At 46.2% G+C, this 23399-nt stretch carries 13 protein-coding genes; 5 read left to right on the top strand and 8 right to left on the bottom strand.

Annotated elements, in window-relative coordinates:
• Positions 1-413 precede the first annotated feature (413 nt).
• Positions 414-3665: a SusC/RagA family TonB-linked outer membrane protein gene (locus tag JUB15_RS18620; RefSeq protein WP_207514006.1), complete on the top strand. Its 3252-nt coding sequence runs from the start codon at positions 414-416 to the stop codon at positions 3663-3665.
• Between the two features lie 10 nt (positions 3666-3675).
• The gene (locus tag JUB15_RS18615; protein ID WP_207514005.1) at positions 3676-5109 is read left to right on the top strand and encodes a RagB/SusD family nutrient uptake outer membrane protein; all 1434 of its coding nucleotides are present in this window, start codon (positions 3676-3678) and stop codon (positions 5107-5109) included.
• Between the two features lie 10 nt (positions 5110-5119).
• Here the strand turns inward: JUB15_RS18615 and JUB15_RS18610 are convergent, their stop codons facing one another.
• Positions 5120-5452, bottom strand: coding sequence for a hypothetical protein (locus tag JUB15_RS18610; RefSeq protein ID WP_207514004.1), 333 nt, complete (start codon positions 5450-5452; stop codon positions 5120-5122).
• A 537-nt stretch (positions 5453-5989) separates the two neighbouring features.
• Between JUB15_RS18610 and JUB15_RS18605 the strand changes: the two genes are divergently transcribed.
• Positions 5990-6685 carry an alpha/beta fold hydrolase gene (locus JUB15_RS18605; RefSeq protein WP_207514003.1) on the top strand — a complete coding sequence of 232 codons (696 nt, stop codon included), beginning with the start codon at positions 5990-5992 and terminating at the stop codon, positions 6683-6685.
• Between the two features lie 99 nt (positions 6686-6784).
• Here JUB15_RS18605 and JUB15_RS18600 read toward each other — a convergent pair whose 3' ends face one another.
• Genes JUB15_RS18600 through JUB15_RS18575 form a run of 6 tightly spaced genes read right to left on the bottom strand, consistent with a single transcriptional unit; the run spans position 6785 to position 15674 of the window.
• Positions 6785-8260, bottom strand: a complete 1476-nt coding sequence (locus tag JUB15_RS18600) for a hybrid sensor histidine kinase/response regulator (protein WP_207514002.1) — start codon at positions 8258-8260, stop codon at positions 6785-6787.
• Between the two features lie 3 nt (positions 8261-8263).
• A complete protein-coding gene (locus JUB15_RS18595) occupies positions 8264-8719 on the bottom strand; it encodes a response regulator (RefSeq protein WP_207514001.1) in 456 nt (151 codons plus the stop codon).
• Complete coding sequence (locus tag JUB15_RS18590; protein WP_207514000.1) at positions 8716-10215, bottom strand: hybrid sensor histidine kinase/response regulator; 1500 nt, start codon at positions 10213-10215, stop codon at positions 8716-8718. Before JUB15_RS18590 ends, JUB15_RS18595 begins: the two co-directional genes overlap by 4 nt.
• A 2-nt stretch (positions 10216-10217) precedes the next feature.
• Positions 10218-10796, bottom strand: a complete 579-nt coding sequence (locus JUB15_RS18585) for a chemotaxis protein CheB (RefSeq protein WP_207513999.1) — start codon at positions 10794-10796, stop codon at positions 10218-10220.
• 15 nt (positions 10797-10811) lie between these two features.
• Entirely contained in the window at positions 10812-11624 is an 813-nt protein-coding gene (locus JUB15_RS18580) for a CheR family methyltransferase (protein WP_207513998.1), read from the bottom strand.
• A 6-nt stretch (positions 11625-11630) separates the two neighbouring features.
• A complete protein-coding gene (locus tag JUB15_RS18575; protein WP_207513997.1) occupies positions 11631-15674 on the bottom strand; it encodes a response regulator in 4044 nt (1347 codons plus the stop codon).
• Positions 15675-16138: 464 nt separating this feature from the next.
• Here JUB15_RS18575 and JUB15_RS18570 point away from each other — a divergent pair, with 464 nt between their 5' ends.
• Both JUB15_RS18570 and JUB15_RS18565 read left to right on the top strand, forming a co-directional pair.
• Positions 16139-19201 (top strand): SusC/RagA family TonB-linked outer membrane protein, encoded by a 3063-nt coding sequence (locus JUB15_RS18570; protein ID WP_207513996.1) that lies wholly within the window; start codon positions 16139-16141, stop codon positions 19199-19201.
• 34 nt (positions 19202-19235) lie between these two features.
• A complete protein-coding gene (locus tag JUB15_RS18565) occupies positions 19236-20765 on the top strand; it encodes a RagB/SusD family nutrient uptake outer membrane protein (protein ID WP_207513995.1) in 1530 nt (509 codons plus the stop codon).
• Positions 20766-20837: 72 nt separating this feature from the next.
• Here JUB15_RS18565 and JUB15_RS18560 read toward each other — a convergent pair whose 3' ends face one another.
• Positions 20838-23246 (bottom strand): glycoside hydrolase family 95 protein, encoded by a 2409-nt coding sequence (locus JUB15_RS18560; protein ID WP_207513994.1) that lies wholly within the window; start codon positions 23244-23246, stop codon positions 20838-20840.
• Positions 23247-23399: the final 153 nt, after the last annotated feature.

The raw sequence follows: 23399 nt of genomic DNA, 5'->3' as shown, positions 1-23399 counted from the left end.
CCGATAGCTGAGTAGTTTTTTCTAAAACTGCTCAGCATTCCTATTTTTACCACACATTTCAAGAGATTCCCCACCCAAAGCTGCCCTGTGCAGCCAACATAATGATTTTTTAACCTTATCGCCTGCTCGTCCGGAGTTGAAACCGGGGATGCGGGCGATCGTAATTTTGGAACAATGGTAATTACAGGTAAGTGTAAACGTGTAATAGGGCCTAAATACCAGGTATTTGAGAAAAAAGAACGGTCTAAAAACCATCATTTTTTTAACTTCATAACTGATATCTTACCAAACCAGGTACCAGTTATGCAACACGATCAGGGGAATTTTATGAACTACATTTCGTATTTGCCTGATAGTAATAGCGATAACCCTGGATTATTAACAGAACCAGAATGCCGGAAATAACACACCGTATGAAGAAGCTCCTTGGTTATTTGGTTATGGTATGTTGTGTAAGCATTGCAAAGGGGCAGGATGAAAGTCCTGGCGGACCGGCGCTTTCCCTTGCAAAAGTGGTAAAAATATTGAAAGCAAAAAGTGTGATAAAAGAGGCAGTGTATGACAAAGAACTATTGAAACTGGCTACCCCGGTATACGTACCTTTGCTACCATTGGATGACAGTTTGGTGCATCGCATATTTGCAGACCAGCCCTTTCTTAAATTCCGCTTCATTGCCGATCATTTGGTCATTGAAAAAAAGACGCCCGAAGAGATCAGGCACATCCGTGAACATTTCGAATCTCCGGTGCAGGGATTTGTTCTCAATGAAACAGGCGCCCCCCTGCCTGATGCAACTATACAATTGCGGGGCAAACGGCTGGGCATAACCTCCGGCAGCCAGGGTGAATTCAGTATTTTATGGAGCATCGATGATACGCTGGAAATAAGCTTTGTAAATTATAAACCCGTTTATTTTCCCTGGAAAAAGAACGCCAGGCAGCTTGTCATTCGTTTGGAGTTACAGAATCCCAACCTCGAAGTAGCGGTTGTGAGAGGGTATTCAACGAAGGAAAAAAGCAATACAGCGGGCGTAGCGCAATTAAGGTTGAGCGGTATCCCTGAAAATGATGTGCTGAAGATCCTTCAGCAGAATGTCTCGGGCATTTTTGCGCCGCCGACGAGCGGATTGGCCGGGGCAACGCATAAGTTTCAGTTCAGGGGGCCTACCTCCATTGGACCTGTTTCTGAATTGAACTACCGGCCATCCAACACGCCTTTATTTGTCGTGAACGGGGTGCCCTGGGCGCCTTCGCTGCGGCCGGTAAACCAGCTCACCACAATGGTGGGTGAACCACAGGCGCCCGGCATTTCTGCTGCCGGCTTCGATCCTTTCTTCACTATTAATCCTTTGGATATTGAAACCATTACCGTGCTGAAAGATGCCGAAGCAACTGCCATTTATGGCGCACGCGGTGCTAATGGCGTTATACTTATAACTACAAAAAAAGGAACATCAAAAGAGCCGCGGTTAACCGTTTCTGTTTCTTATGGCGCAGGCCGTTCATTGCCTGCTATGCCATTAATGAACACAGAGCAATACCTGGCCATGAGGAAGGAGGCATTCAAGAACGATAACATCACCCCTACCCCGGCCAATGCGCCTGATCTTTTTTTATGGGACAGCACGCGCTACCTGGATATGAATAAACTCCTGCTGAATGGCACGTCGAACAACCTGAACCAACATTTCTCATTTTCTCAGGGCGATTCGCTTTTCCAGTTCTTGTTGAATGGCGGGTACAGCAGTCAGTCAGCCGTGTTGCCTTCGAATATCTTTGGTAAAAGATGGTCTTTGTTGTCGGATTTTTATTACCGCTCGAAGAACCGGAAATTAAAGACGGGGATATCTGCTTATTATTCCACAACAGAGAACAAGTGGCTGACCGAAAACGTAATGAATGCCACTTTATTGGCACCCAATGCGCCGGCTTTAACAGATAGCGCCGGCCATTTGAACTGGCAGGAAAATGGTGTTTCGTTTCGCAACCCATTAAGTTATTTCCGGTTGAACGATCATATACGAACCGGTAATACCTTATTGCATACATACGTTCAGTATAAAATTTTTTCCAAACTACGATTAGAAACCTCGGTAGGTTATCAGCAGATCCATGTTCATGAGAAGGCCAGGTACCCGATGAGTGCGGCTGATCCGCAGTTAGACCCTACCGGCCGTTACGATGAGGCCAGTAATTTGTTTACCACCTGGATGGTTGAGCCGGGTTTGCACTACACCGATTCACTTTGGCAAAAGATACAGATACAGGGCGTACTGGGCGCCTTCTGGTCGTCGCAACTAAACGACCGCTGGGACAGGTCTTACACAGGTTATACCAATGACGGTTTGTTGGGTATACCAACCGCTGCAACCGCATCGGAATATTCGTCGGAAAAATCTAAGTATTTATTTCTATCCACCTTTGCGCGGTTCAAGTTGAATTACAAGAACCGGTATTTTTTGAGTGTAACAGCCCGCCGTGACGGATCATCGCGGTTTGGACCGGAACAACGTTATGCCGTTTTTGGCGCTGTTGGCGCCGGCTGGATCTTCTGGGAAGGAAAGAAAGAAGAAGGTTCAAACAGTTATGCGAAACTCAGGGCCAGTTATGGTTCAACCGGAAATGACCAGATCGGTGATTATGCGTATCTGAATACCTGGAATAAAGCCGCCCGGAACTACCAGGGCATCATTGGTATTTATCCCACCGGTTTGGCTAATCCGTATTATCAATGGGAAGTTACCCGTAAACTGGAAGCAGCCCTGGAACTACGGATAAACGATAACTTTAGCACCACGATCGCAGGTTATCATAATCGAAGCAGGAACCAGGTGATCACCTATTTATTGCCCGGTCAGACAGGATTTGGAGAAATAGCACAAAACTATCCTGCCATCATTCAAAATACCGGGCTTGAAGTAGATGCTGCCTTTAAAAAAGAATGGGGTAATTTTTCATTATGCAGCAAATTAACCCTGGCGGTGCCGCAAAACAAACTGGTACGGTTTGATGATCTCGACAATTCAACCTATAATAAAAATCTGATGATAGGCCAGCCCATGAATATTGTGATCACGCAGCGGTTTACAGGAGTTGACCCTAACTCAGGCTTGTTTACGGTTGCTGACCCCAACGAACGGATGGCAGGAAAACTGGACCCGGTTTATTTTGGGGGCCTTCACAATTCATTCCGGTTCAAACAGGTGGAATTGACGACACACTCTGAATTTCGTAAACAAAAAGCACCGCATTTTTTAACCTACGTTTATACCTATCATTTATCTCCTGGGCTGATTAATAAAGATTTTTATAGCAATCAACCTAGTCAACTTGAAAATCGCTGGCGTCAGGCAGGAGATGAAGCTTCCTGGCAAAAGGTAAGTTCGCTTAATGCGGGTCCCGTAAAAAACGCTATAGATGCCTGGTTAAATTCTGATGCGCAATTGACCGATGCATCGTACCTGCGATTAAAAATAGCCCAACTAACCTATAGCTTTACCGAAAAATTTTGCAAAAAGCAACATATAAAAGGCGCGAGTGTGTTTGCCAGTGGCGAAAACCTGTTTACCGTTACACCATTTGAAGGCGCCGATCCTGAGCTACAAGTCCCTTTTAGTTTGCCTCTGCAAAAGACAATCACCGTTGGGGTGCAAATAACATTATAACTTGACAATTATGCCTTTGATCCGGTCAATATACATGTGGGCGGTTTCACTTCAACTTGTTGCAGGGTTGTTCCTGCTAACGGGTTGTAATAAATTGTTAGATGCTGGATCTCCACCCAACAAGGTGGTCAGTCCGCAGGTATATGCCAATGATTCACTGGCGCAGGCGGCATTGATCGGCGTGTATTTCAAGATCATGGATGCATTCGGGCCGCTCAATGGATATATGAGCCGCTATCCGGGATTGTCTGCCGACGAATTGGATCGCTGGAGCCCATTAGAACAGGATCAGCCATTTTTGACGAATTCCATCCCGGCAGATAACAGAACCATATTTGATACCTGGAACAATACGTACTCGTTTATATACCAGTGTAATGATCTGATAGAAGGCCTTACAGCGCCAAATTCCATTACGCCAACATTACGAGACCAGCTTTTGGGTGAAGCTTATTTCCTTCGCGCTTACAACTATTTTTACCTGGTAAACCTGTTCGGCGATGTGCCATTGGTGTTAACTACCGATTACACAAAAAGCTCGAAAATGCCCAGAACACCCGTGGCAGCTGTTTACGATCAAATGATCGATGACCTGCTGCAGGCGGAAAACCTGTTGACAGATACCTATGTAACCACCCCTGATTTTCCGGATACCCGCATACGGGTGAACAGGCTGGCGGTGAAAGCCTTTCAGGCAAGGTTATATTTATATCTTCAACAATGGAGCAATGCAGCAACTGCCGCAACAGCGGTTATTCAATCTGGTATTTACCAGTTAGAGACTGATCTCTCAAAAACGTTCCGGTACAAAAGCAGGGAAGCTATTTTGCAATTTATGCCAGTATCCGCTGCCTTTAACACGGCAGAAGGAAGTTATTTTGTACCATTATCGCCGAATGGAAGACCTGCCATCATTCTTAGCGATTCCCTGATGAAAAAAATTGATCCGGTGGATAAACGCCGGGCCTGGATCAGAACCATTACAAGCGGTGGTAAACAATACAACTCTCCCTATAAATACAAATTGAACACCAGTACTCCGCGGGAAGAATACAATATGGTACTGCGGCTGGCAGAACAATATTGTATTCGTGCGGAAGCTTTTGCCAGGCTGGATCAACTGCCGGAGGCTGTCAGCGATCTGAACACCATAAGAAACAGGGCGGGGTTGCCAGATCTGACCAATTTTACTTCGCAAAGCCAGGCATTGATCGCCATAGAACAGGAACGGCGTTTTGAATTTTTTGCCGAATGGGGCCATCGCTGGTTCGACCTGAAAAGGTGGCCGGCCCGTACTGCAACCCATCCGGGCGAAAAACGCATTGATGAAGTAATGCGCTTATGCCGCCCTGCAACCTGGAAAACTACAGCTGCCCTTTGGCCTATACCGGCTGCTGAATTAATAAGCAACCGGGCGTTAACCCAAAACGAAGGATACAATTAAGGCGCTTTTATCAGGGCAAATTGCTGAAAATAGTGGCATAATAATATGGCGCACTATAACCATATTCAAAAGCTTTAAGACCTGCATAATGGACATGTGAAAATGAATAACCCGGAAATGAATTACGTAATCTTTCCATTTCATACCAGACGTCGCAATAAGTTCCGGTTGGGTTGGTGAGGTCGGCGTCGGTGAACCAAAGATAATCGTTACTCAGAGCATAGGACTGATTGAATGGTTGAACAAATGCATTTGTTGCTGCAACTGATGCATTTACATTGGCCTTAACAGTGGCTGCAGAAAACGTACATGCCAGTACGAAGATGACGATCATCTTTTTCATAATCGATTCGGTTTTTATGGTGTGAAAATAATTTGACAATTTCATCCTGAACGGCATTGCATGAACGCTGTTACAATATTGTTTTGATTGCGCCAGGCAATCCAGGTAAACTAATGGGCAGCAGAAAAGCCTTGTTGACCAGCATAAGGGCAAAAGGCCCGGCATTACATACGGCAACGCGGATTATTTTTAATTTTACATTCAGGGAAGTATTCAGGAAGGAAGTGCAATCTTGCTACAAATCCTTTGGTACTCGGTACAACTTGTTTCAATTTGACATCAGATCCTTTAGCTAATGATTCCCCCCGATACAAAATAACAGGCCCCTTTATTATATTAAACAACGCACTAATAAATTTGACAAAAAGAATTTTCAAATTAAGCACTCCACATGAAAAGAACTTGATACATAAAACATCCTGATTAATAATTTTTAATGAATAATTCTGAATTGCATCAACTTCTTTATCAAATGTTAGTTCTATGTGTTTACACTTGTTATTGATTTTTTATATTTAAAACTTATAATAACTTGCCATGCAACACCTTCTTTTACTACACGGCGCGTTGGGCAGCAAAGACCAAATGGAACCGCTGGCCACTGCCTTGCACAATTCATACCAAATCCATACTTTCAATTTCGGTGGCCATGGCGGACGGCCATTTCCTGAAAAAACGTTCTCCATCTCACTCTTCAGTGAACAGATAGCTGAATATTTACGGCAATCCGGTATTCAGCAGGCAAATATTTTCGGCTATAGCATGGGCGGTTATGCCGCCATGCACCTGGCAAAACACCACCCTGAGCAGGTTAATAAGGTGATCACACTCGCTACCAAATTTCACTGGGATGAAAAAACAGCTGCCCGGGAGGTAAAAATGCTGGATGGAAAAACCATCCAGGAAAAAGTACCGGCCTTCGCTGCTCAGTTACAGCAACGGCATGCGCCCAATGACTGGCTGGCACTGCTTGATAAAACCAAAGAACTGCTTACCGGCCTCGGCAATAATAACACTTTACAACCAGAAGATTATGCGACAATTACGACACCTGTTTTAGTATTATTAGGCGATCGCGACAAGATGGTAAGCCTCGAAGAATCGCAGGCTGTTTATAAGCAATTACCCAATGCCCGGTTCGGTATTTTACCAGGTACTCCCCATGCTTTTGAACAGGTAAATTTTTCGCTATTGGCGTTTTTGATCGATGAATTCATCAGCAAAACAGCCTGACCTCAACGTTGCCATACAATAAAAAACCATTTGCTTGTAAGGCAAATGGTTTTAGTTCTATTAAATCCCAAAATCGAAAATCCCGAAATCCAGCAATCGTTAAGCAACTTCCTTACTCATCTTTGGCACATGCACTTTTATGGTACAGCCATGACCTTTGGAGGAAATCACTTCCAGCTTGCCATCGAATAGTTCTATCCGGCTGAGGATATTGCTCAACCCTACCCCTTTTCTTCTTTCCTTGGGATCAAAGCCCCTGCCGTCATCTTTTATCCAGAGGTCAATAAAATTGTTCTTTTCGAACAACTCTATGGATACATTATGCGCCTGCGCATGTTTTATGATATTATTGAACTGTTCCTGCACGATACGGTACAGCGCCAGTTGCTGCTGTGGGCTGATGTTCCGCAACTGCTCTTTTTCATACATAAAGTTGATGGCAAAAGGATTCACCAGGCGGATATTTTCAATCAGGTCCTGCACCGAATCTATCAGGCCGTTCTTATCCATTACCGGCGGCACGAGCGATTTTGAGATCTTCCTGATCTCATTGATGGCCAGCTGCAGGTTCTTGATACTGCGCTGCGCCAGCTCTTCCTGCATGTCTTTTTCCTGTAACGAGGCCTCGATATAGGCTTTGGTAACCGCCAGTATCTGGTTGATATTATCGTGTAATTCACGGCCGATCTCTGCCCTTTCCCGTTCCTGGCTTTCGATAGATGCCCGTACGAGTTTGCGCTGATGCTCTTCGCGTTCCCGCGCTATCTGCTCTGAATAAATGGCCAGTTGCTGCTCGGCTTTTACTTTTTCGGTAACATCCTGGCAGGTGCCGATAAAACTGATACCATTGGCATCGCGGCGTTGGGAGCCTCTGCCTTCAATATATTTTTCAATGCCAGCCTTACTGATGATGCGGAACTGAACCGGCTCCGTGGAACCTGTTTCCACCGTTTTTTCCTGTGCCTTCAGTACAATGCTCATATCTTCGGGATGTACCAGGCTTAGAAAATCTTCATACGACAACGGCGTTTCGCCGTTCATATCCAGAATACGGTATAATTCATCTGAGCAGGCAATGAGCTCTCCCCTCTCCCCTAATTCCCAGCTGCCTATTTTGGAAATACGTTGTGCTTCGGCTAACTGGCGCTGGCTGTTTCGCAGATTCTGTTCGGCCAAGGCCTTTTCAAGCCGTTCGTTGGATTCTTTCAACGCTCTTTTGATCTTGGGTATTACCGTAAATAACTTATCTTTTATGGCATAGTCTGTTACCCCGTTTTTGATAAGCTCAACGGCATTTTCTTCGCCAATAGTGCCTGATACAATTATGAATGGTACATCAGGACACATTTCCTGTTTCATCCTGAAAGCAGACACGCCGTCGAAGCCGGGTAATGAATAGTCAGACAAGATAATATCCGGACAAAATTCATGTAACGCTTTGCCGAACTGTTCTTTGGTCTCAACAATTCTCGGAATACAATCCAATGCCCCCTTTTTTAATTCATATAACAGTAATTCCAGGTCATTCTCATCGTGCTCGAGGATCAGCAATTTGGTAGGTTTCACGCTTGACATAACTTACGATTGATAGGGTTGATTTAATATTAACCAGTAAAGGCCCATGGTACTAACTGCCTTTACATAGCCTTCAAATTCCATCGGTTTAACTATATAGCTGTTTACCCCAAGCGAATAACTCTCCATTATGTCTTTTTCTTCTTTTGATGAGGTAAGCAAGACCAGGGGTATCATACTGGTTCTTTTGTCTGTCTTCAGTTTTCGCACCACTTCCAGCCCGTCTACTTTGGGCATTTTCAGGTCAAGAATGATCAATCTGGGTTGTACTGCCGGATTTCTGCCTTTGAATGGGCCGGTGGCATAAATGAAATGCAGTAATTCCTCGCCATCTTTTAAATGAATAAGGCAATTGGCCAAACCTTGTTTTGAAAGGGCGCGGATCGTTAGCTCAGCATCGTCAGCATTATCTTCACAAAGCACTATTTCAACTTTGCCACCGTTAATACTTTCAGTCATATAGGAGGGTTATTGGTTTTTGGTAATGAGAAATAGAAAGTTGCTCCCTCATCAAGCTTTCCTTCTGCCCATACTTTTCCCCCGTGTTTTACTACGATCCGCTGCACAATGGCCAGCCCCACACCCGTTCCTTCAAATTCATCATTACTATGTAATCGCTGAAATACCCCAAATAACTTGTGCGCATATTGCATATCAAATCCGGCTCCGTTATCCTTTACATAAAATTCAATTTCGTCTTCCTTTTCATTTGAGCCAATTTCAACTTCCGGTGTTTCTTTTTTAGAAGAATACTTTATTGCATTGGATATGAGGTTTATGAACACCTGCGACAAAAGCGCAGGATCGCCCTGCGTGTTATGCAATGCATGTATTGTAATTTTCGTGCCGGGCGGCGCCGTTTGCTTCAGGTCGGTGATGATCGGCTCCAGCAGTTTATTAAAATCGATGTTGACCCGGGTTATCTCTTTACGGCCCATTCTTGAAAAGGACAGCAGGTCATCGATGAGCGTTCCCATTTTCTTGGCATTGTTCCTGATCACTTTCAACATGCGCCGGGCCTCTTCGCTAATTTCATGGGCATGGTCTTCCTCTATCATTTGGGCATATCCATTAATGCTGCGCAGCGGCGCCCGCAGGTCGTGTGATACGGAATAGGAAAACGATTCCAGCTCTTTATTTGTCAATTGTAACTGGGCAATATTCCTTTCGAGGGTGACATTCAATTGTTTTATTTCGAAATCAGCCTTCTTCTGCCGGGTAATGTCCCGCCCGCTGGCAAACCATAAATTATGTTTATGTACAATATTCCAGCTGAAAAAACGGTGTTCACCATCCTTTGTGAACATCAGTACCTCGAATGAAAAGGAGGGCTGGTATTCTTTGGCCAATTCTTTGATTCTTTCCTGGCCTTCATCTGACAAATAATTCAGCAGCGAAGAACCTTTCATTTCCTGCGGTGTATATCCCAACAGCGGATAGACCGCCTCATTCACTTCTTCAAACCGCAGCGACGCCCCATTGATGATGCAAATAAGATCGGCTGAGTTGTTGATCAGCAGCGCATAATTTTCCAGCGCCTGGTTCTTTTCTATAAGCTCGCGTTGCTGGCGATGCAATTGTAAAAGCACCGATACCTTGGCCTGGGTAATATCGGGATTCAGGGGTTTGTACAGGTAATCGATGGCCCCCTCTTCAAAACCTTTCATAACAAATTTGTGGTCTTTCTTTTCGGCCGTCACGAAAATAATGGGCGTTTCACTGGTGCGTTTGTTCGATTTAAGGATCTGAGCCACTTCAAAGCCATCCATGCCGGGCATCTGCACGTCGAGTAAGATGAGGTCAATTTCCTGATTGAGCGCTATTTTCAGCGCATCATTGCCATTCGTAGCGCTGATGAGATTACGGCCGGGCTGGCCCAGGATCTGTTCCAGTGCATAAATATTGTTGATCTTGTCATCTACAATCAAAATATGGTCTTTCACCTTTTTCGCCATTATTATCGTTTTTCAACTGTAAGCAAAAATTCTTCTATTTTTTCCGGTGTTAAAACATGTTGTACATACCCGGTGCTTATGGCTGATCTTGGCATTTCCGGGTAATCAGCGGTTTCGGGTGACTGGGCAATGGTTGTGCCGCCTGCCAGCCTGATCTTTTTTATTCCACGTGCTCCATCCTTATTGGCGCCGGTCAACAAAATGCCCAGCAAGCCTTCTTTATACACTTCTGCCGCCGTTTCAAACAATACATCGATGGATGGACGGCTGTAATTCACCGGTGCATCGAAGCTTAAGGAAAAAGTTTCATCCCGTTCAACCAGCAAATGGTAATCAGGCGGTGCAAAATATACGGTACCAGGCTGTATCAATTCCTTTTCATCCGCCTGTTTGATCCGTATCGTACATTTCTGCTGCAGTACTTCCTCCAGTAAGGCCCGCTCATCTTTCGACCGGTGCTGCACTACTATGATCGGTATTGGAAAACCGGCCGGCAGATCGTGCAGGATGCGGATCATGACATATAATCCACCTGCTGAAGCGCCGATAACAATCGCATCATACGCATTTCTTAACTGCATGTCTGGCTGCCTGGGTTATTTGATTTTCATAAATATTTTCTCTTTCCTGTCTATCTCCTCAAAGCATTTCTGCTTTTCTGCAAACAGTAACGATTCTTTATTACCTAATCCCAGGAAACCAAAGGGACATAAACTTTCATAGAACAGGCTGATCACTTTGCTTTGTAAGGTTTGGTTAAAGTATATGAGCACATTGCGACACAGGATCAATTGAAATTCGTTGAACGATTTGTCCATGGCCAGGTTATGCACCGAGAAAACGATATTCTGCCGCAGGGACTTATCCCATAATACCGAATTGTATTTTGCCTTGTAATAATCGCTGAAGGAATTCTTTCCACCGGCTTTCAAATAGTTGTCGGTATAATTCTTCATGTTGCTGATGGAAGAAATACCTTCTTTGGCTTTTTGCAGGGCATCCTGATTGATGTCGGTGGCATAGATCACCGTTCTTTCCAGCAAACCTTCTTCGCGAAACAGGATGGCCATCGAATACACTTCCTCGCCGGTGGAACATCCGGCGATCCATACTTTGATAAAAGGATAAGTAGCTAACCGGCTGATCACATTTTTCCGAAGGCTTTTGTAAAAGAGCGGATCACGGAACATCTCCGTTACATTCACGGTGATCTCCTGTATAAAATGTTCAAAGGCCGTTTCATCTTTCATCACCATTTTGCCCAGCTCCTTCAGGGTGTCGATCTTATTGGCTTCCATGAAACTCCGGATCCGCCTTATTACCGATGCTTCTGCGTATTCGGTAAAATCGTACCCATACACGAAACGGACAGACTCCAGGAACTGTCTGTATTCTTCGTTCACAACCATTGATTACTATTTATACAACCATACCCGCATCAGCGACAGCAGCTGGTCAATATTGACCGGTTTAGAAACGTAATCGCTCATACCTGCTTCCAGGCATTTTTCGCGGTCACCTTTCATCGCTTTGGCTGTCAGCGCAATGATGGGTAGTTTATTAAATGCATTCATTTTACGGATAGCAGCGGTGGCTTCATAGCCATCCATTTCAGGCATCATGACATCCATAAGAACGATATCGATGTCAGAATGCTTTTGTAACATATCGATGGCTACCCGGCCATTTTCCGCTACGTAACATTTCATTCCTTCTTCCTCCAGCACATTGGTAAGGGAGTAAATATTACGCATATCGTCGTCCACGATAAGCGCTTTTTTATTTTTAAGGATCTCTTCCGTGCGGTGGAGTCTGCGGATGATCTGCTGTTTTTCCTTCGGCAACTTCGACTCAACCCGGTGCAGGAACAACGCTGTTTCGTCCAGCAGCCGTTCTTTCGAATTGGAAGTTTTCAGGACTACGGTGTTGGCCAGCTTTTCCAGTTGCCGGGCCTCTTCTTTGTTCATGTCGCGGCCGGTATATACAATGATCGGGATGCGGTTCAACTCATCGCTTTCCTTGATCTTTTCCATCAGCTCGATGCCGCTCATATCGGGCAACCCCAGATCGATGATGATACAGTCGAACCGTTCGTCCTGCAACATATTGTAGGCTTCCTGGCCGGTGTATGCTGCAAAGGATTTTATATCGCCATTGCCAATGAGTTCCCGGATGGCCTTATTCTGTTGGGGGTTATCTTCTACCACCAACAGCTTTTTCAGCTTCCGGTTTATGAACTCTTCTATGCGATCGAATGCGCCTTTTACAGCTTCGTGCGTGATGGGTTTACGGATGAAATCAAACGCCCCCAGCTCAAGCCCTTCTTTCCGGCGATCGTAGCCAGAAATTATCTGCACCGGTATATGCCGCAAGTCGGGATCGTTTTTCAACAGCCGTAATACCTCCGAGCCATCCAGCACCGGCAGCTTCATATCGAGGATAATGGCATCGGGCCGGTAGTAGCGGGCCAGGCTTAAACCGGTATTGCCCTGGTGGGCAATAATGCCTTTGTATCCTTTCTCGTGGGCAATGTCGAGCAACACGCGCGAAAACGCAACATCATCTTCAATGATCAATATGGTCTTATCATTTTCCTTAATGTTATAACGATCGTCCTCCGCCTCTTTTTCAGCCGACGGCACATGGGGCGGTACGACCGGCAGCTCCCTTTTAGACTCAGGTTTCCTCACCTCGATATTTCTTTCTCCCTTTATTACGTTGTCGGCATCGAATCTCAATGGCAGATACAATGAAAAGGTGCTGCCTTTGCCTGCTTCGCTAACCAGGTGTATTTCACCACCCAGGGCGCCGGCCAGTTCGCGGCTTATAGATAAACCGAGGCCGGTACCACCGAACTTCCGCTTGGTTGATCCATCAGCTTGCTGGAATGCTTCAAAAATGATACCCTGCTTGCTTTCCGGAATACCTATACCGGTATCGGAGACGGAAAAGACGACCACTTCAGGCAGGCTGCGCAATTTGGCGTTGCGCAATCTGGTATCAGGGCGCTGCACTTCGATATTAACTGTAATCTGCCCATCGCGATCGGTGAATTTGAATGCATTAGAAAGCAGGTTGCGTAAGATCTGTTCCAACCGTTGCCGGTCGGTTTGCAGGGGTGAATCAAATTCTTCTTCCCGGCAGTTTATAGTAAAATGGATGTTCTTATTCCTGGCTACTTCTGTGAACATTTGCTGCAGCCCCTGGATAAGCTCATTTACAGGCACCTCTTCGATCTCAATCTCGATTTTGCCGGCTTCCACTTTCGACAGGTCGAGGATCTCATTGATAAGGTTCAACAGGTCTGAACCGGAATTGTGAATATTCCGCGCATACTCAATATCTTTCTCAGTAAGCGACTTGTTTTTATTCTCTGTTAATAACTGGGCCAGGATCAATATACTGTTGAGCGGTGTGCGCAATTCATGCGACATGTTGGCCAGGAACTCCGATTTATATTTGCTGGTGGCTTCCAGTTCCAGCGCCTTCGATTCTACATCCAGCTTCGCCAGTTCCAGCTTTTCCTTCTGTTCTTCCAGCAGGTTGGCTTTTTCTTCCAGTTCCTCATTGGTTTGTTGCAGTTCTTCCTGCTGCGCCCGCAGCTCGGCTTCCGACTTTTCAAGCAAACCGGTCTTTTCCTGTAATTCTTCATTGGTTTGCTTCAATTCTTCCTGCTGGGTTACCAGTTCTTCGGCCTGGCGCTGGGTTTCTTCCAGCAATTCTTTTTGTTTGGCTCTTACCTGCGAGGAATTAAGGGCAATGCCAATGCTTTCAGCAACAATTTTAAGCAATTGCAGATCGAGGTCGGTGATCTCGCGCACCGTGCCTATTTCAATGATACCTTTAACATTATCATCATACAGGAATGGATACACCAGGATGTTTTTTGGAGACACCTGTCCCAAGCCCGAATTTACCCTCACATAATCATCGGGAACATTTGAAAATATAATGGGCTTTTTCTCCAGGGCAGCCTGCCCCACCAGTCCCTCCCCTATTTTGATACTATTAGTATTTCCTTTGCGGTGATAGAAGGCATAGCTACCCGCGAGTCGAAGTTGATCGTCTTCGGCCACATATATGACACCCACCTGTGCTTTTAAATAGTCGGTAAGCAGGTTTATCACCTGCTGGGCAAGGTCAAGCACGTCTTTTTCGCCCCGCAAAATATCGTTCAGCTTAGTGGCGCCGGTGAGCATCCAGGTGCGCACCTCTGTTTCGTGCGACAACCTGGCCAGATTGCTTTTCATGTTGGCAAGGGACTTTCCCAGGAGGTCGTCTTTGCCGCGAATATTGATGTCTGACGAATAATCGCCCCTGGCAATACTGTCGGCGATCCCTGCGTACTCTTTTGAAACCATAATCAGCTTGTTGAATGAGACAGCCAGATCGCCTATTTCATCTTTTGAATTTACAGGCACTGTAAGATCGGTTTCGCCCAGCGCTATGCGATCCGCGGCAGCCTTGATATCCGACAGGGAACTCGAAATAGACCGGATAATCAGAAACAACAGGATAATGATGGCAACGATCACCACGACTACAATGAGAATTCCCCGCGTCAATGCATTTGTTAAATATTCCTGTTTTTCCTGAGCGAGGTGGCGGGTTTCAACGATCAACAGATCTTCCAGTTCATTTAACGCATTCAGAAAAGAGGTAACATTGATACGCCAGGCGTCGGTCGACAGGGATGAAGCAACTTCGGGATCATTAAATACCGAATCGATCAGTTTTCTGGTATAGGCAACCGCAGGTATATTCATCCGTTCATTAAACGCAGCTACCTGGGCGGGCGAAGATATTTTAAAGTAGCGGTCTAAATTGTTTTCAAATTTTCCTTTAAGCCTGGCGAATTCAGCATATTCATTTTTACGGAAGCCTTTTTCTATAAGGGCAATGTGGAGGCGCATGCGCAGCTGACCTAAATAGCCTTTGGTGTTTAATAGATACAGGTGGGTTTCCATTCCATTCCTGATATCAAGATCCTGTGCATTACGGTAAGTGCTATTTGCATCATCTAATAACAGGATGCCCATGACGGCATACGTTCTGGCCATGGTATCTACATCAACCGTTAGCAGGTTAATGGCATTGCGGATCTCACCCAGGGGCTGCATCATGGTCAGCTGTTTGTTCTTTTTCTGTTCCTTGAACAGTTGTTCACATGCAGCCAGCGCTTTATCGGTTTGCATCCGTTGATTGAGCATTTCATTTTTTTCAACTTTTCCACCACTGGCTATATAACTGATGGAATAACCGCGTTCTTCCTGCAGGCTGTTGATAATATCACTTATTCTTTCAATTTCCAGTACATCATTATTTACCCGGCGAATACTCTTCTGTTTGGAGAGCTTATCCATTATATCGGAACCTAAAAAATACAGCAGGGCTGCCAGCGGGACGAGGGAAACAATAAGCAGTTTGTTCCTGATTGACAGATTTCGGATAAATTTCATAGCAATATGCGATTAAGCAGCATCTACCAGTAAGCTGCAGATGTAAAAATTGCTACGACAGACCTAACCTGTTAGTTTTCCAAGCCGATAATTTCCTACAAAACATCGACCTGAGCCAATTTTTTAATCAGGAATCCTCAAAAATCGCGTATACTTATCAGAATCTTAGAAAGATGAAGCCCTGTAACCTCTTGGGCTGGTTGAAATTACGATAATTATTTGAATTAAATCAATTAATAATTTATTGATTACAATCAATTGGTCAACCGTGAGTGGTGAATAGCTCGCGGTAACCGTAAAACGTAACGCCAAACGGGCTTCACCGGGTGAGGCTGTGTAAGAGGGCGTCAATAAAATAATCCATCTAAAGCAAATAATTATCCATCTGGTGCAGCACGTAAGCCGGTAAATTTGTTATTGTAGTAAATACACTTAACGATTACTGTTCATTAAACTGAATGCATATGAGAAATCTTTCACGGCCGCCCATCCGCCGTAGGGCAACAGTACTATTATTCCTGCTTTTTTCTTCGCTGATCGTCACTGCACAAAAGACCATTACCGGCAAAGTAACCGATTCCAAGACCAATGAGCCGGTAGCGAATGCTTCTGTTATCATCAAAGGAAAAACATTGGGCACGGCTACCGATGAGAATGGCACGTTCTCCATTGTGGCTGCTGCCGGCGACCGGCTGGTGATCTCCTCTACCGAGTACGACGCCGTTGAAATTACCGTCGGCGACCAAAACGCTATTACCGTCACCATGAACAAAACTGTCTCCAACCTGAATGAGGTTGTGGTGATCGGTTATGGAACGGTGCGCAAAAAAGACCTTACCGGTGCTGTCACTTCGTTGAAGGGCAGTGATCTTAAACCGGAAGGCATGATCAATGTGAGCCGGGCCCTGCAGGGCAAAATGCCAGGCGTAACCATTGAATCGGCGGGTGGTGATCCGGGTTCGGGCACCCGCATCCTCATCAGGGGTGTAGGCACACTGGGCAATGCATCACCGTTGTACCTGGTAGATGGGGTGCAGGTTTCGGGCATCAATAATATTGCACCCGGTGATATTGAATCGATGGATGTATTAAAAGATGCCTCGGCCGCCGCTATCTATGGATCGCGGGCAGCCAATGGCGTGGTGCTGGTAACTACCAGGACCGGCAAACCCGGTAAACCGGTTATTCAATTCAACATGAACCAGGGCGTGCAAAAACTCTCCAAAAAATACGAGGTATTGAATGCCGAAGAATGGGCCAACGTAAGCAATGCGGCGCATGATGCGGCTAACCTGCCCCGGCTGGCTATTGCCGCCAATCCTTCCCAACTGGGTGCTGGTACCGACTGGCAGGATGCTATTTACAGAAGCGCCAACCTGCAACAATATTATTTATCGATAAGCGGCGGTCACCAATCGAGCCGGTACAGTTTGTCGGGCGAATACAACGATCAGGAAGGCATCGTGGAACTCACCAATTACAAACGGTATGGCATGCGCGCCAAGTCGGAAACCACCAAAGGACGGTTCAGGTTCGGCGAAACGATTTTGATCACCCGTGAAAAATGGCGCAGGATGGCCGGCGGCTGGGGTGGCCAGGGCGGTAACCCCGTCGGTTCTGCCGTTAAAATGATCCCGGTGTTCCAGATCTATGATACGGCCGCAATTGGCGGTTATGGCGGCGCCTATGGGCCTGTCGTGAATGTCGCCAATCCGGTTGCACAACTGAACCTGCAAAAGATAACATACGAGCTAACATCTATCCTGGCCAATGCCTATGCTGAAGCTACGATCCTACCCTCTTTAAAATACCGGTTTAACATGGGCTACACAAGCTCGTTTGGCAATACCGATGATTATTACAAGCGCCATACGACCGGAACGCTTTTCTCGCACCCCACCAATGACCTGAGCCAGAACAAAGACCGTACGGTGCTGGTGATGCTCGAAAACACCCTGCATTATAACGAGGATTTCGGCAAACACTCGCTGCAGGCGCTGGCCGGTTATACCTACCAGCGGTATAATTACAATTACTGGAATGCCAGCAAGACGAATTTACCGGATGGAATTGAAGTGCTGGATGCCGGTTCGGGAACAGCTACTGTAAATGGTAACCGCACAGAAAGCGTGTTGTTATCCATGCTGGGCCGTGTCATTTATTCGTATGACAACCGCTACCTGTTAACCGCCAGCTTCAGAAGGGATGGTTCATCGCGCTTCGGCAAAGCCAACCGGTACGGAAATTTTCCTTCCATTGCTCTGGGCTGGAACGTATCGAACGAATCCTTCTTCAAAAATTTTCCCGCTGTATTATCAACCCTGAAGCTCAGGGGAAGTTTTGGCGTACTGGGCAACCAGGAGATCGGCGATTACCAATACAGCGCTGCCGTAACATCGAATATTAATTATGTGACCGGCGAAGACCAGCATAAATGGTTTGGGGCCATACAAACCGCTTTTGCCTCACCCAATATTAAATGGGAAAATACCGAAACCTTCAATGTCGGGTTCGACGCCGGCCTGTTCAATAACAAGCTTAGCGTTACTGCCGATTATTTCATTAAAAGAACAACCGATGTGCTGTTGAATGTACCGGTGCCCGGTTCAACCGGATCGGCCGTGAACCCGGTGGTAAATGCCGGCACCTTGCAGAACAAAGGACTTGAACTGGGACTGAACTACAGCAACGAACTGGGTAAATTAACTTATTCCCTGTTTGGCACATTCACCGCTTTAAGGAATAAAGTAATAAAGCTGGGTACAGGCACGCAACAGATCTTTGGCGGACAACCCACCCACCACGGCGCTTCTACTACCCTCACCCAGGCAGGCGGCGAAGTCAGCGGTTTTTATCTCATCAAAGCATTACGCATTTTCAATAGCCAACAGGAGATCGATGCCTATGTAGATAAGAACGGCAATAAGATCCAACCCAATGCATCGCCTGGTGACATTCAGTTCCTCGATGCCAATGGCGACGGGATCATCAGTAATTCAGACCGCATCCATGCCGGCAGTCCCTTTCCAAATTTCGAATATGGGTTCAGGGTAAATGCTTCAGCCTATCAATTCGACCTGAGCGTGTTCATCCAGGGCACTTCGGGCAACAAGATCTATAATGGTTTGCGGCAGGATATGGAAGGCATGAACCTGGAGTTCAATTATTCCAAAGCCACCCTTAATGCGTGGACACCGCAAAACCATTCCAATATTCCCAGGGCTGTTATCAACGATCCTAATTTCAATACACAATCCTCTACCCGCTTCCTCGAAAATGGTTCTTACCTGCGCATGCGTACGCTGCAGATCGGTTATACATTTCCTGAATTCCTGATGCAGAAAGCGAAGATCAGTTCTGCCCGCATTTATCTGAGCGCAGACAATCTGTTCACGATTACCAACTACAGCGGGTACAATCCGGATATTGGCCGGTCGGGCACTATCCTTGACAGGGGCGTTGACTATGGGCATGTTGCCTATCCCCTCGCCCGCACCTTATCATTAGGTGTTCAGTTATCATTGTAAACCGGCGCTATTCATTCAAATAAAAAAGTAAGTGATGAAAAAGATCGTTGTAAACATAATCATATTGCAGCTGCTGTTCAGCTGTTCAAAGAAGAGCCTTGAGCTAACCAATCCAAACAGCATTACATCCGACACATACTGGAAAACAGAAGCCGATGTACAAAGCGCACTTGGCGCAAGCTATGGATTGCTGAAGAACGTCGATGGCGGTTTCTGGGGCGTGCGTGGCGTGGAGCTGTCCAATGGCCGGGGTGATGATTTCTTCATCAGGAACGACGTGTCGTATCTATATCAATTGTCAACCTTTACCAATACGCCAGATAATGCAGCCGCCACGAACGTCTGGAATATCGCTTTCCGGGGTATATTCAGGGCCAACCAGATCATTGAGAACATAGAGACCGTGTCAGGACTTTCTGATCAGGCGAAAAATGCCTACATCGCAGAAGCGAAATTCCTGCGGGGATTGAACTATTTTATCCTGGCCATTAATTTTGGCGACGCACCGCTTCGCTTGACGGTACCCAAAACAACAGAAGAATATTTTGTACCAAAATCGCCGGAAGCAGAAGTATGGAAGCAGGTGATCAAAGATTTTCAGGAGGCCTCAGCCGCCCTGCCTCATAGCTATCCCAAAGAATGGGTTGGCCGCGCAACAAAAGGTGCAGCTGTAGCATATCTCGGCAAAGCGTACCTGTACACAAAGGATTATGCCAATGCAGAGAGCACCCTGCTGTCATTGACCTTGCCACCGTACAATTACGCGCTGATGCCCAACCATGGTGACAATTTTATTCCAACCCGAGAAAACAACCAGGAGTCGGTTTTCGAGATCCAGCTGAGCGATGTGGGCGGCACCAATCCCTGGGCCGGCGAAAATGCCAATGAAGCGCTGGGTGTAACTACGGCACAGGAATTTGCGCCATCAGAAGTGGCAGGTTGGTTTGAAGTGAGTCCAACCGATAAACTATTCAACGAATTTCAGGTGGAAAAGACCGTTAGTAATGATTTCGATCCGCGCATGTATGCCACTCTGATCTGGGATTATCCCGGCGCAACCTTTTACAACAAGCCATTTTCAGACTTCACGCTGCAGTTTGGTTATAAATCCATGTTTAAAAAATACCAGAACTATTGGCAGAATAATGAACTGACCGGCGCAAGCGGGGCAGCCAATTATACATCGAGCAATAACGAACGCGCCCTGCGCTTTGCAGATGTGCTGTTGATGCTTGCAGAAGCGGTAACCATGCAACAAAAGCCGGCCAGCGCTTACCCATATGTAAATGCCATTCGCGCCCGCGCCCAATTAAGCGCTTTGCCGACTGGTTACTCCAACACGCAAATGATGGCAGAGATCAGGCACCAGCGAATGCTGGAATTTGCCCGCGAAGGATTACGATTTTACGACCTGAAAAGATGGGGCTTGCTGCAGCAGGAAATTACGAACAGTGACAAGGTAGGCCGGCAGTTCTTTGTACCCAACAAACATGAGTATTTTCCGATACCACAATCGGAATTGAACGCAAATCCGTTGATGGTACAAAGCGATCCCTGGAAATAACAGGTTATCAAGAAAAAAGGCACCCCGCGGTTGCGGGATGCCTCTCTTTTTCCACATAAACCTACATACATATCAAAAAATCAGTTTTACGGTTTCGCCCTTCTTCATACTAACGCGAATGGTATCGTTACTGGTATTTGAAGTATTACCATTTTTTTTGATCATCACCTTTTTTGCAGTTGCCGGTTTCTTAATAACGAAAGTGTTGTTATTAGTTGCGGTAATAATCACCTCCTGTACCTGTTGATTGGCCCATACAGCTGATACGGCTGCCCCACCCCGTACGCATAAACCGGCAAACCGGCCCGACTTCCATGCCTGCGGTAATGCAGGCAACAATTCGATCACGCCATCATGACTTTGCAGCAGCATTTCTGCAATACCAGCTGTGCCTCCGAAATTACCATCGATCTGGAATGGTGGATGCGCACAGAAAAGGTTGTCATAAGTTCCACCACCTTTTGACAGGCTCATCCTGGTTTCACGCACCGGTTTCAGCAATTTTTGCAGGATCAAAAATGCATGTTCGCCATCGTGTAATCTTGCCCAAAAGTTTATTTTCCAGGCAAGCGACCAGCCTGTGCCATCATCGCCTCTTGCGGCCAATGTTGCTTTGGCGGCATTGGCCAACGCCACTGTGTTCGTATTGATCTCGCTGGCCGGGTACAATCCCCATAAATGCGATACATGGCGATGATGTGGTTCCGCATCCTTGTATTCCTTCAGCCATTCCATTAAACGGCCATCGCTGCCGATCTGGCTGGGTGGTAACTGACCGATCGTTTTTTGTAAATTCTGTTTAAAGGCGGCATCGGTTTTCAATTTATCTGCAGCTTCTGCAGTTACTGTAAACAGGTACCGTACGATCTGGTTATCCATGGTGGGGCCTTCGCATACATTTGCTTTTCTTCCATCAGGCAGTAAAAAAGCGTTTTCCGGCGAGTTGGATGGCGCTGTGACGAGCCAGCCATGCGATGGTTCTTTCACCAGCGTGCTCAGGTAAAATCCAGCCGATCCTTTCAGGATGGGATACAGCTTGCGCAGGTAGGCTGTGTCCTGCGTGAATTCGTAATGATTCCACAGCATCTGGCATAACCAGGCCGACCCGGTATTTAATGAACCCCAGGAATAATGCTCTCCCGGTGATGTATACTGCCAGATGTTGGTGATCACATGCGCTACCCAGCCGTTGGCATTATAATAAGCTTTGGCTGTTTTCTCGCCCGGATTCACTAACCCTTCTACCAATGAAAAAAATGGTTCGTTCAGCATGGGCAGGTTGGTGACTTCCAGCGGCCAGTGATTCATCTGGATATTTATGTTCAGGTGGTAATCACCATTCCAGGGTGTGGCAATGGTATTGGCCCACAGACCCTGTAAATTAGGCGGTAAATAACCTGGACGGGTACTGCCGATCAGCAGGTACCGTCCGTACTGAAAATACAAAACCGGCAAACCATTGTCTGTTGGGTCTGTGGCAAAAGCCACCAGCCGTTGATCGGTAGGCAGATCGTCCCTGTTATTGCCTTCAATGGTGAGGGCAGCGCGTTTGAACAACTGCTGATACTTTTTGGTATGTGTTGTTTTCTGCAGTGTGTAATTCTTCTGCATGGCTTTCGCCAGCCATTGATCTACCATAGCCGCATAGTTCACATCTTTATAATTGGTGCCTGCTGAAATGTAGATTGTGGCGGTATTGGCGTTCTTTATCTGCAGGCTGTTGTTGGTGGCAGTTACCTGTCCACCGGCTGCATGCACCTGCAGTTTCACTTTATACAACATGCCCTTGCCATCGGTGCCATTGTTCAACTGGCCCACCATCTCTATTACATTCCCAGTAGCAGTGGTTGCAAAGCGCTCGGGCCTGTCCAGAATGAACGTACAGTTTATTTTCTTCAGCTGGCTGGCTGATAATTTTATGGCAATCACATCGTCGTCGAAGCTGGTAAAATACTCGCGGTAATAAGTGGTATTGTTGATCTCAAATTTTGTGGTGGCGATGGCATTGTCGAGCGACAGTTCCCGCACATAATTCACCGGTTTCAATTGCGTGGTATCGATACCATAATCGTATTGAATACCCAGGTTTCCCAGCAACTGATACGAACCGTACGGTACATTGGCGCCGTTTCCATGCCCTGAGCCGGGTCCTTTACAAACGAAATGTTTGCTCATCACTTCCTGAGCTTCTATATTTTTTCCGGCAAACAGTAATTGTTGAATGGTATCTAGGTAATTATAGGCGCCTGGCAGATCCGCATCCTGTGGTCCACCCGACCATAAAGTGATATCATTTAAAACGATGTTCTCCTTTAGCACCCCGCCATCGGGCATAGCGCCCAGCCGGCCGTTGCCCAGGGGCAGCGTTGCTTCCCAGAAACCAGCGGGTTCATCGTACCAAAGCCGTAAATGAGATTGTTGTGCATGAAGGTTTATAGACAGCAGGAAAGTTCCGATCAATAATGGCAAGCTCCTGTTCATGTAAAAAAAATTTCATGGAAGATACATGTCAATTGGCAATCGGCAATCGGCCCCTGACAAATACCTACTTGTAAAAAACCACCAGGCAGGTAAATGTCAAATCGCCATTTAATTCTTTCTTTTCCCGTACGTCCGAAAACAAAACCGCCCCCG

The sequence above is a fragment of the Longitalea luteola genome (assembly GCF_017356035.1).
Lineage (GTDB): Bacteria > Bacteroidota > Bacteroidia > Chitinophagales > Chitinophagaceae > Niastella > Niastella luteola.
The sequence above is the reverse complement of the archived record's forward strand: the minus strand, read 5'-3'. Positions and strand labels throughout refer to the sequence as shown.

What these genes read in the sequence shown, in the direction of transcription:
- JUB15_RS18580 (WP_207513998.1), bottom strand. Translation starts at nt 11,624, where the DNA reads ATGGTTGTGAACGAAGAATACAGACAGTTCCTGGAGTCTGTCCGTTTC.
- JUB15_RS18575 (WP_207513997.1), bottom strand. Translation starts at nt 15,674, where the DNA reads ATGAAATTTATCCGAAATCTGTCAATCAGGAACAAACTGCTTATTGTT.
- JUB15_RS18600 (WP_207514002.1), bottom strand. Translation starts at nt 8,260, where the DNA reads ATGTCAAGCGTGAAACCTACCAAATTGCTGATCCTCGAGCACGATGAG.
- JUB15_RS18570 (WP_207513996.1), top strand. Translation starts at nt 16,139, where the DNA reads ATGAGAAATCTTTCACGGCCGCCCATCCGCCGTAGGGCAACAGTACTA.
- JUB15_RS18565 (WP_207513995.1), top strand. Translation starts at nt 19,236, where the DNA reads ATGAAAAAGATCGTTGTAAACATAATCATATTGCAGCTGCTGTTCAGC.
- JUB15_RS18560 (WP_207513994.1), bottom strand. Translation starts at nt 23,246, where the DNA reads ATGAACAGGAGCTTGCCATTATTGATCGGAACTTTCCTGCTGTCTATA.
- JUB15_RS18595 (WP_207514001.1), bottom strand. Translation starts at nt 8,719, where the DNA reads ATGACTGAAAGTATTAACGGTGGCAAAGTTGAAATAGTGCTTTGTGAA.
- JUB15_RS18620 (WP_207514006.1), top strand. Translation starts at nt 414, where the DNA reads ATGAAGAAGCTCCTTGGTTATTTGGTTATGGTATGTTGTGTAAGCATT.
- JUB15_RS18615 (WP_207514005.1), top strand. Translation starts at nt 3,676, where the DNA reads ATGCCTTTGATCCGGTCAATATACATGTGGGCGGTTTCACTTCAACTT.
- JUB15_RS18590 (WP_207514000.1), bottom strand. Translation starts at nt 10,215, where the DNA reads ATGGCGAAAAAGGTGAAAGACCATATTTTGATTGTAGATGACAAGATC.
- JUB15_RS18585 (WP_207513999.1), bottom strand. Translation starts at nt 10,796, where the DNA reads ATGCAGTTAAGAAATGCGTATGATGCGATTGTTATCGGCGCTTCAGCA.
- JUB15_RS18610 (WP_207514004.1), bottom strand. Translation starts at nt 5,452, where the DNA reads ATGAAAAAGATGATCGTCATCTTCGTACTGGCATGTACGTTTTCTGCA.
- JUB15_RS18605 (WP_207514003.1), top strand. Translation starts at nt 5,990, where the DNA reads ATGCAACACCTTCTTTTACTACACGGCGCGTTGGGCAGCAAAGACCAA.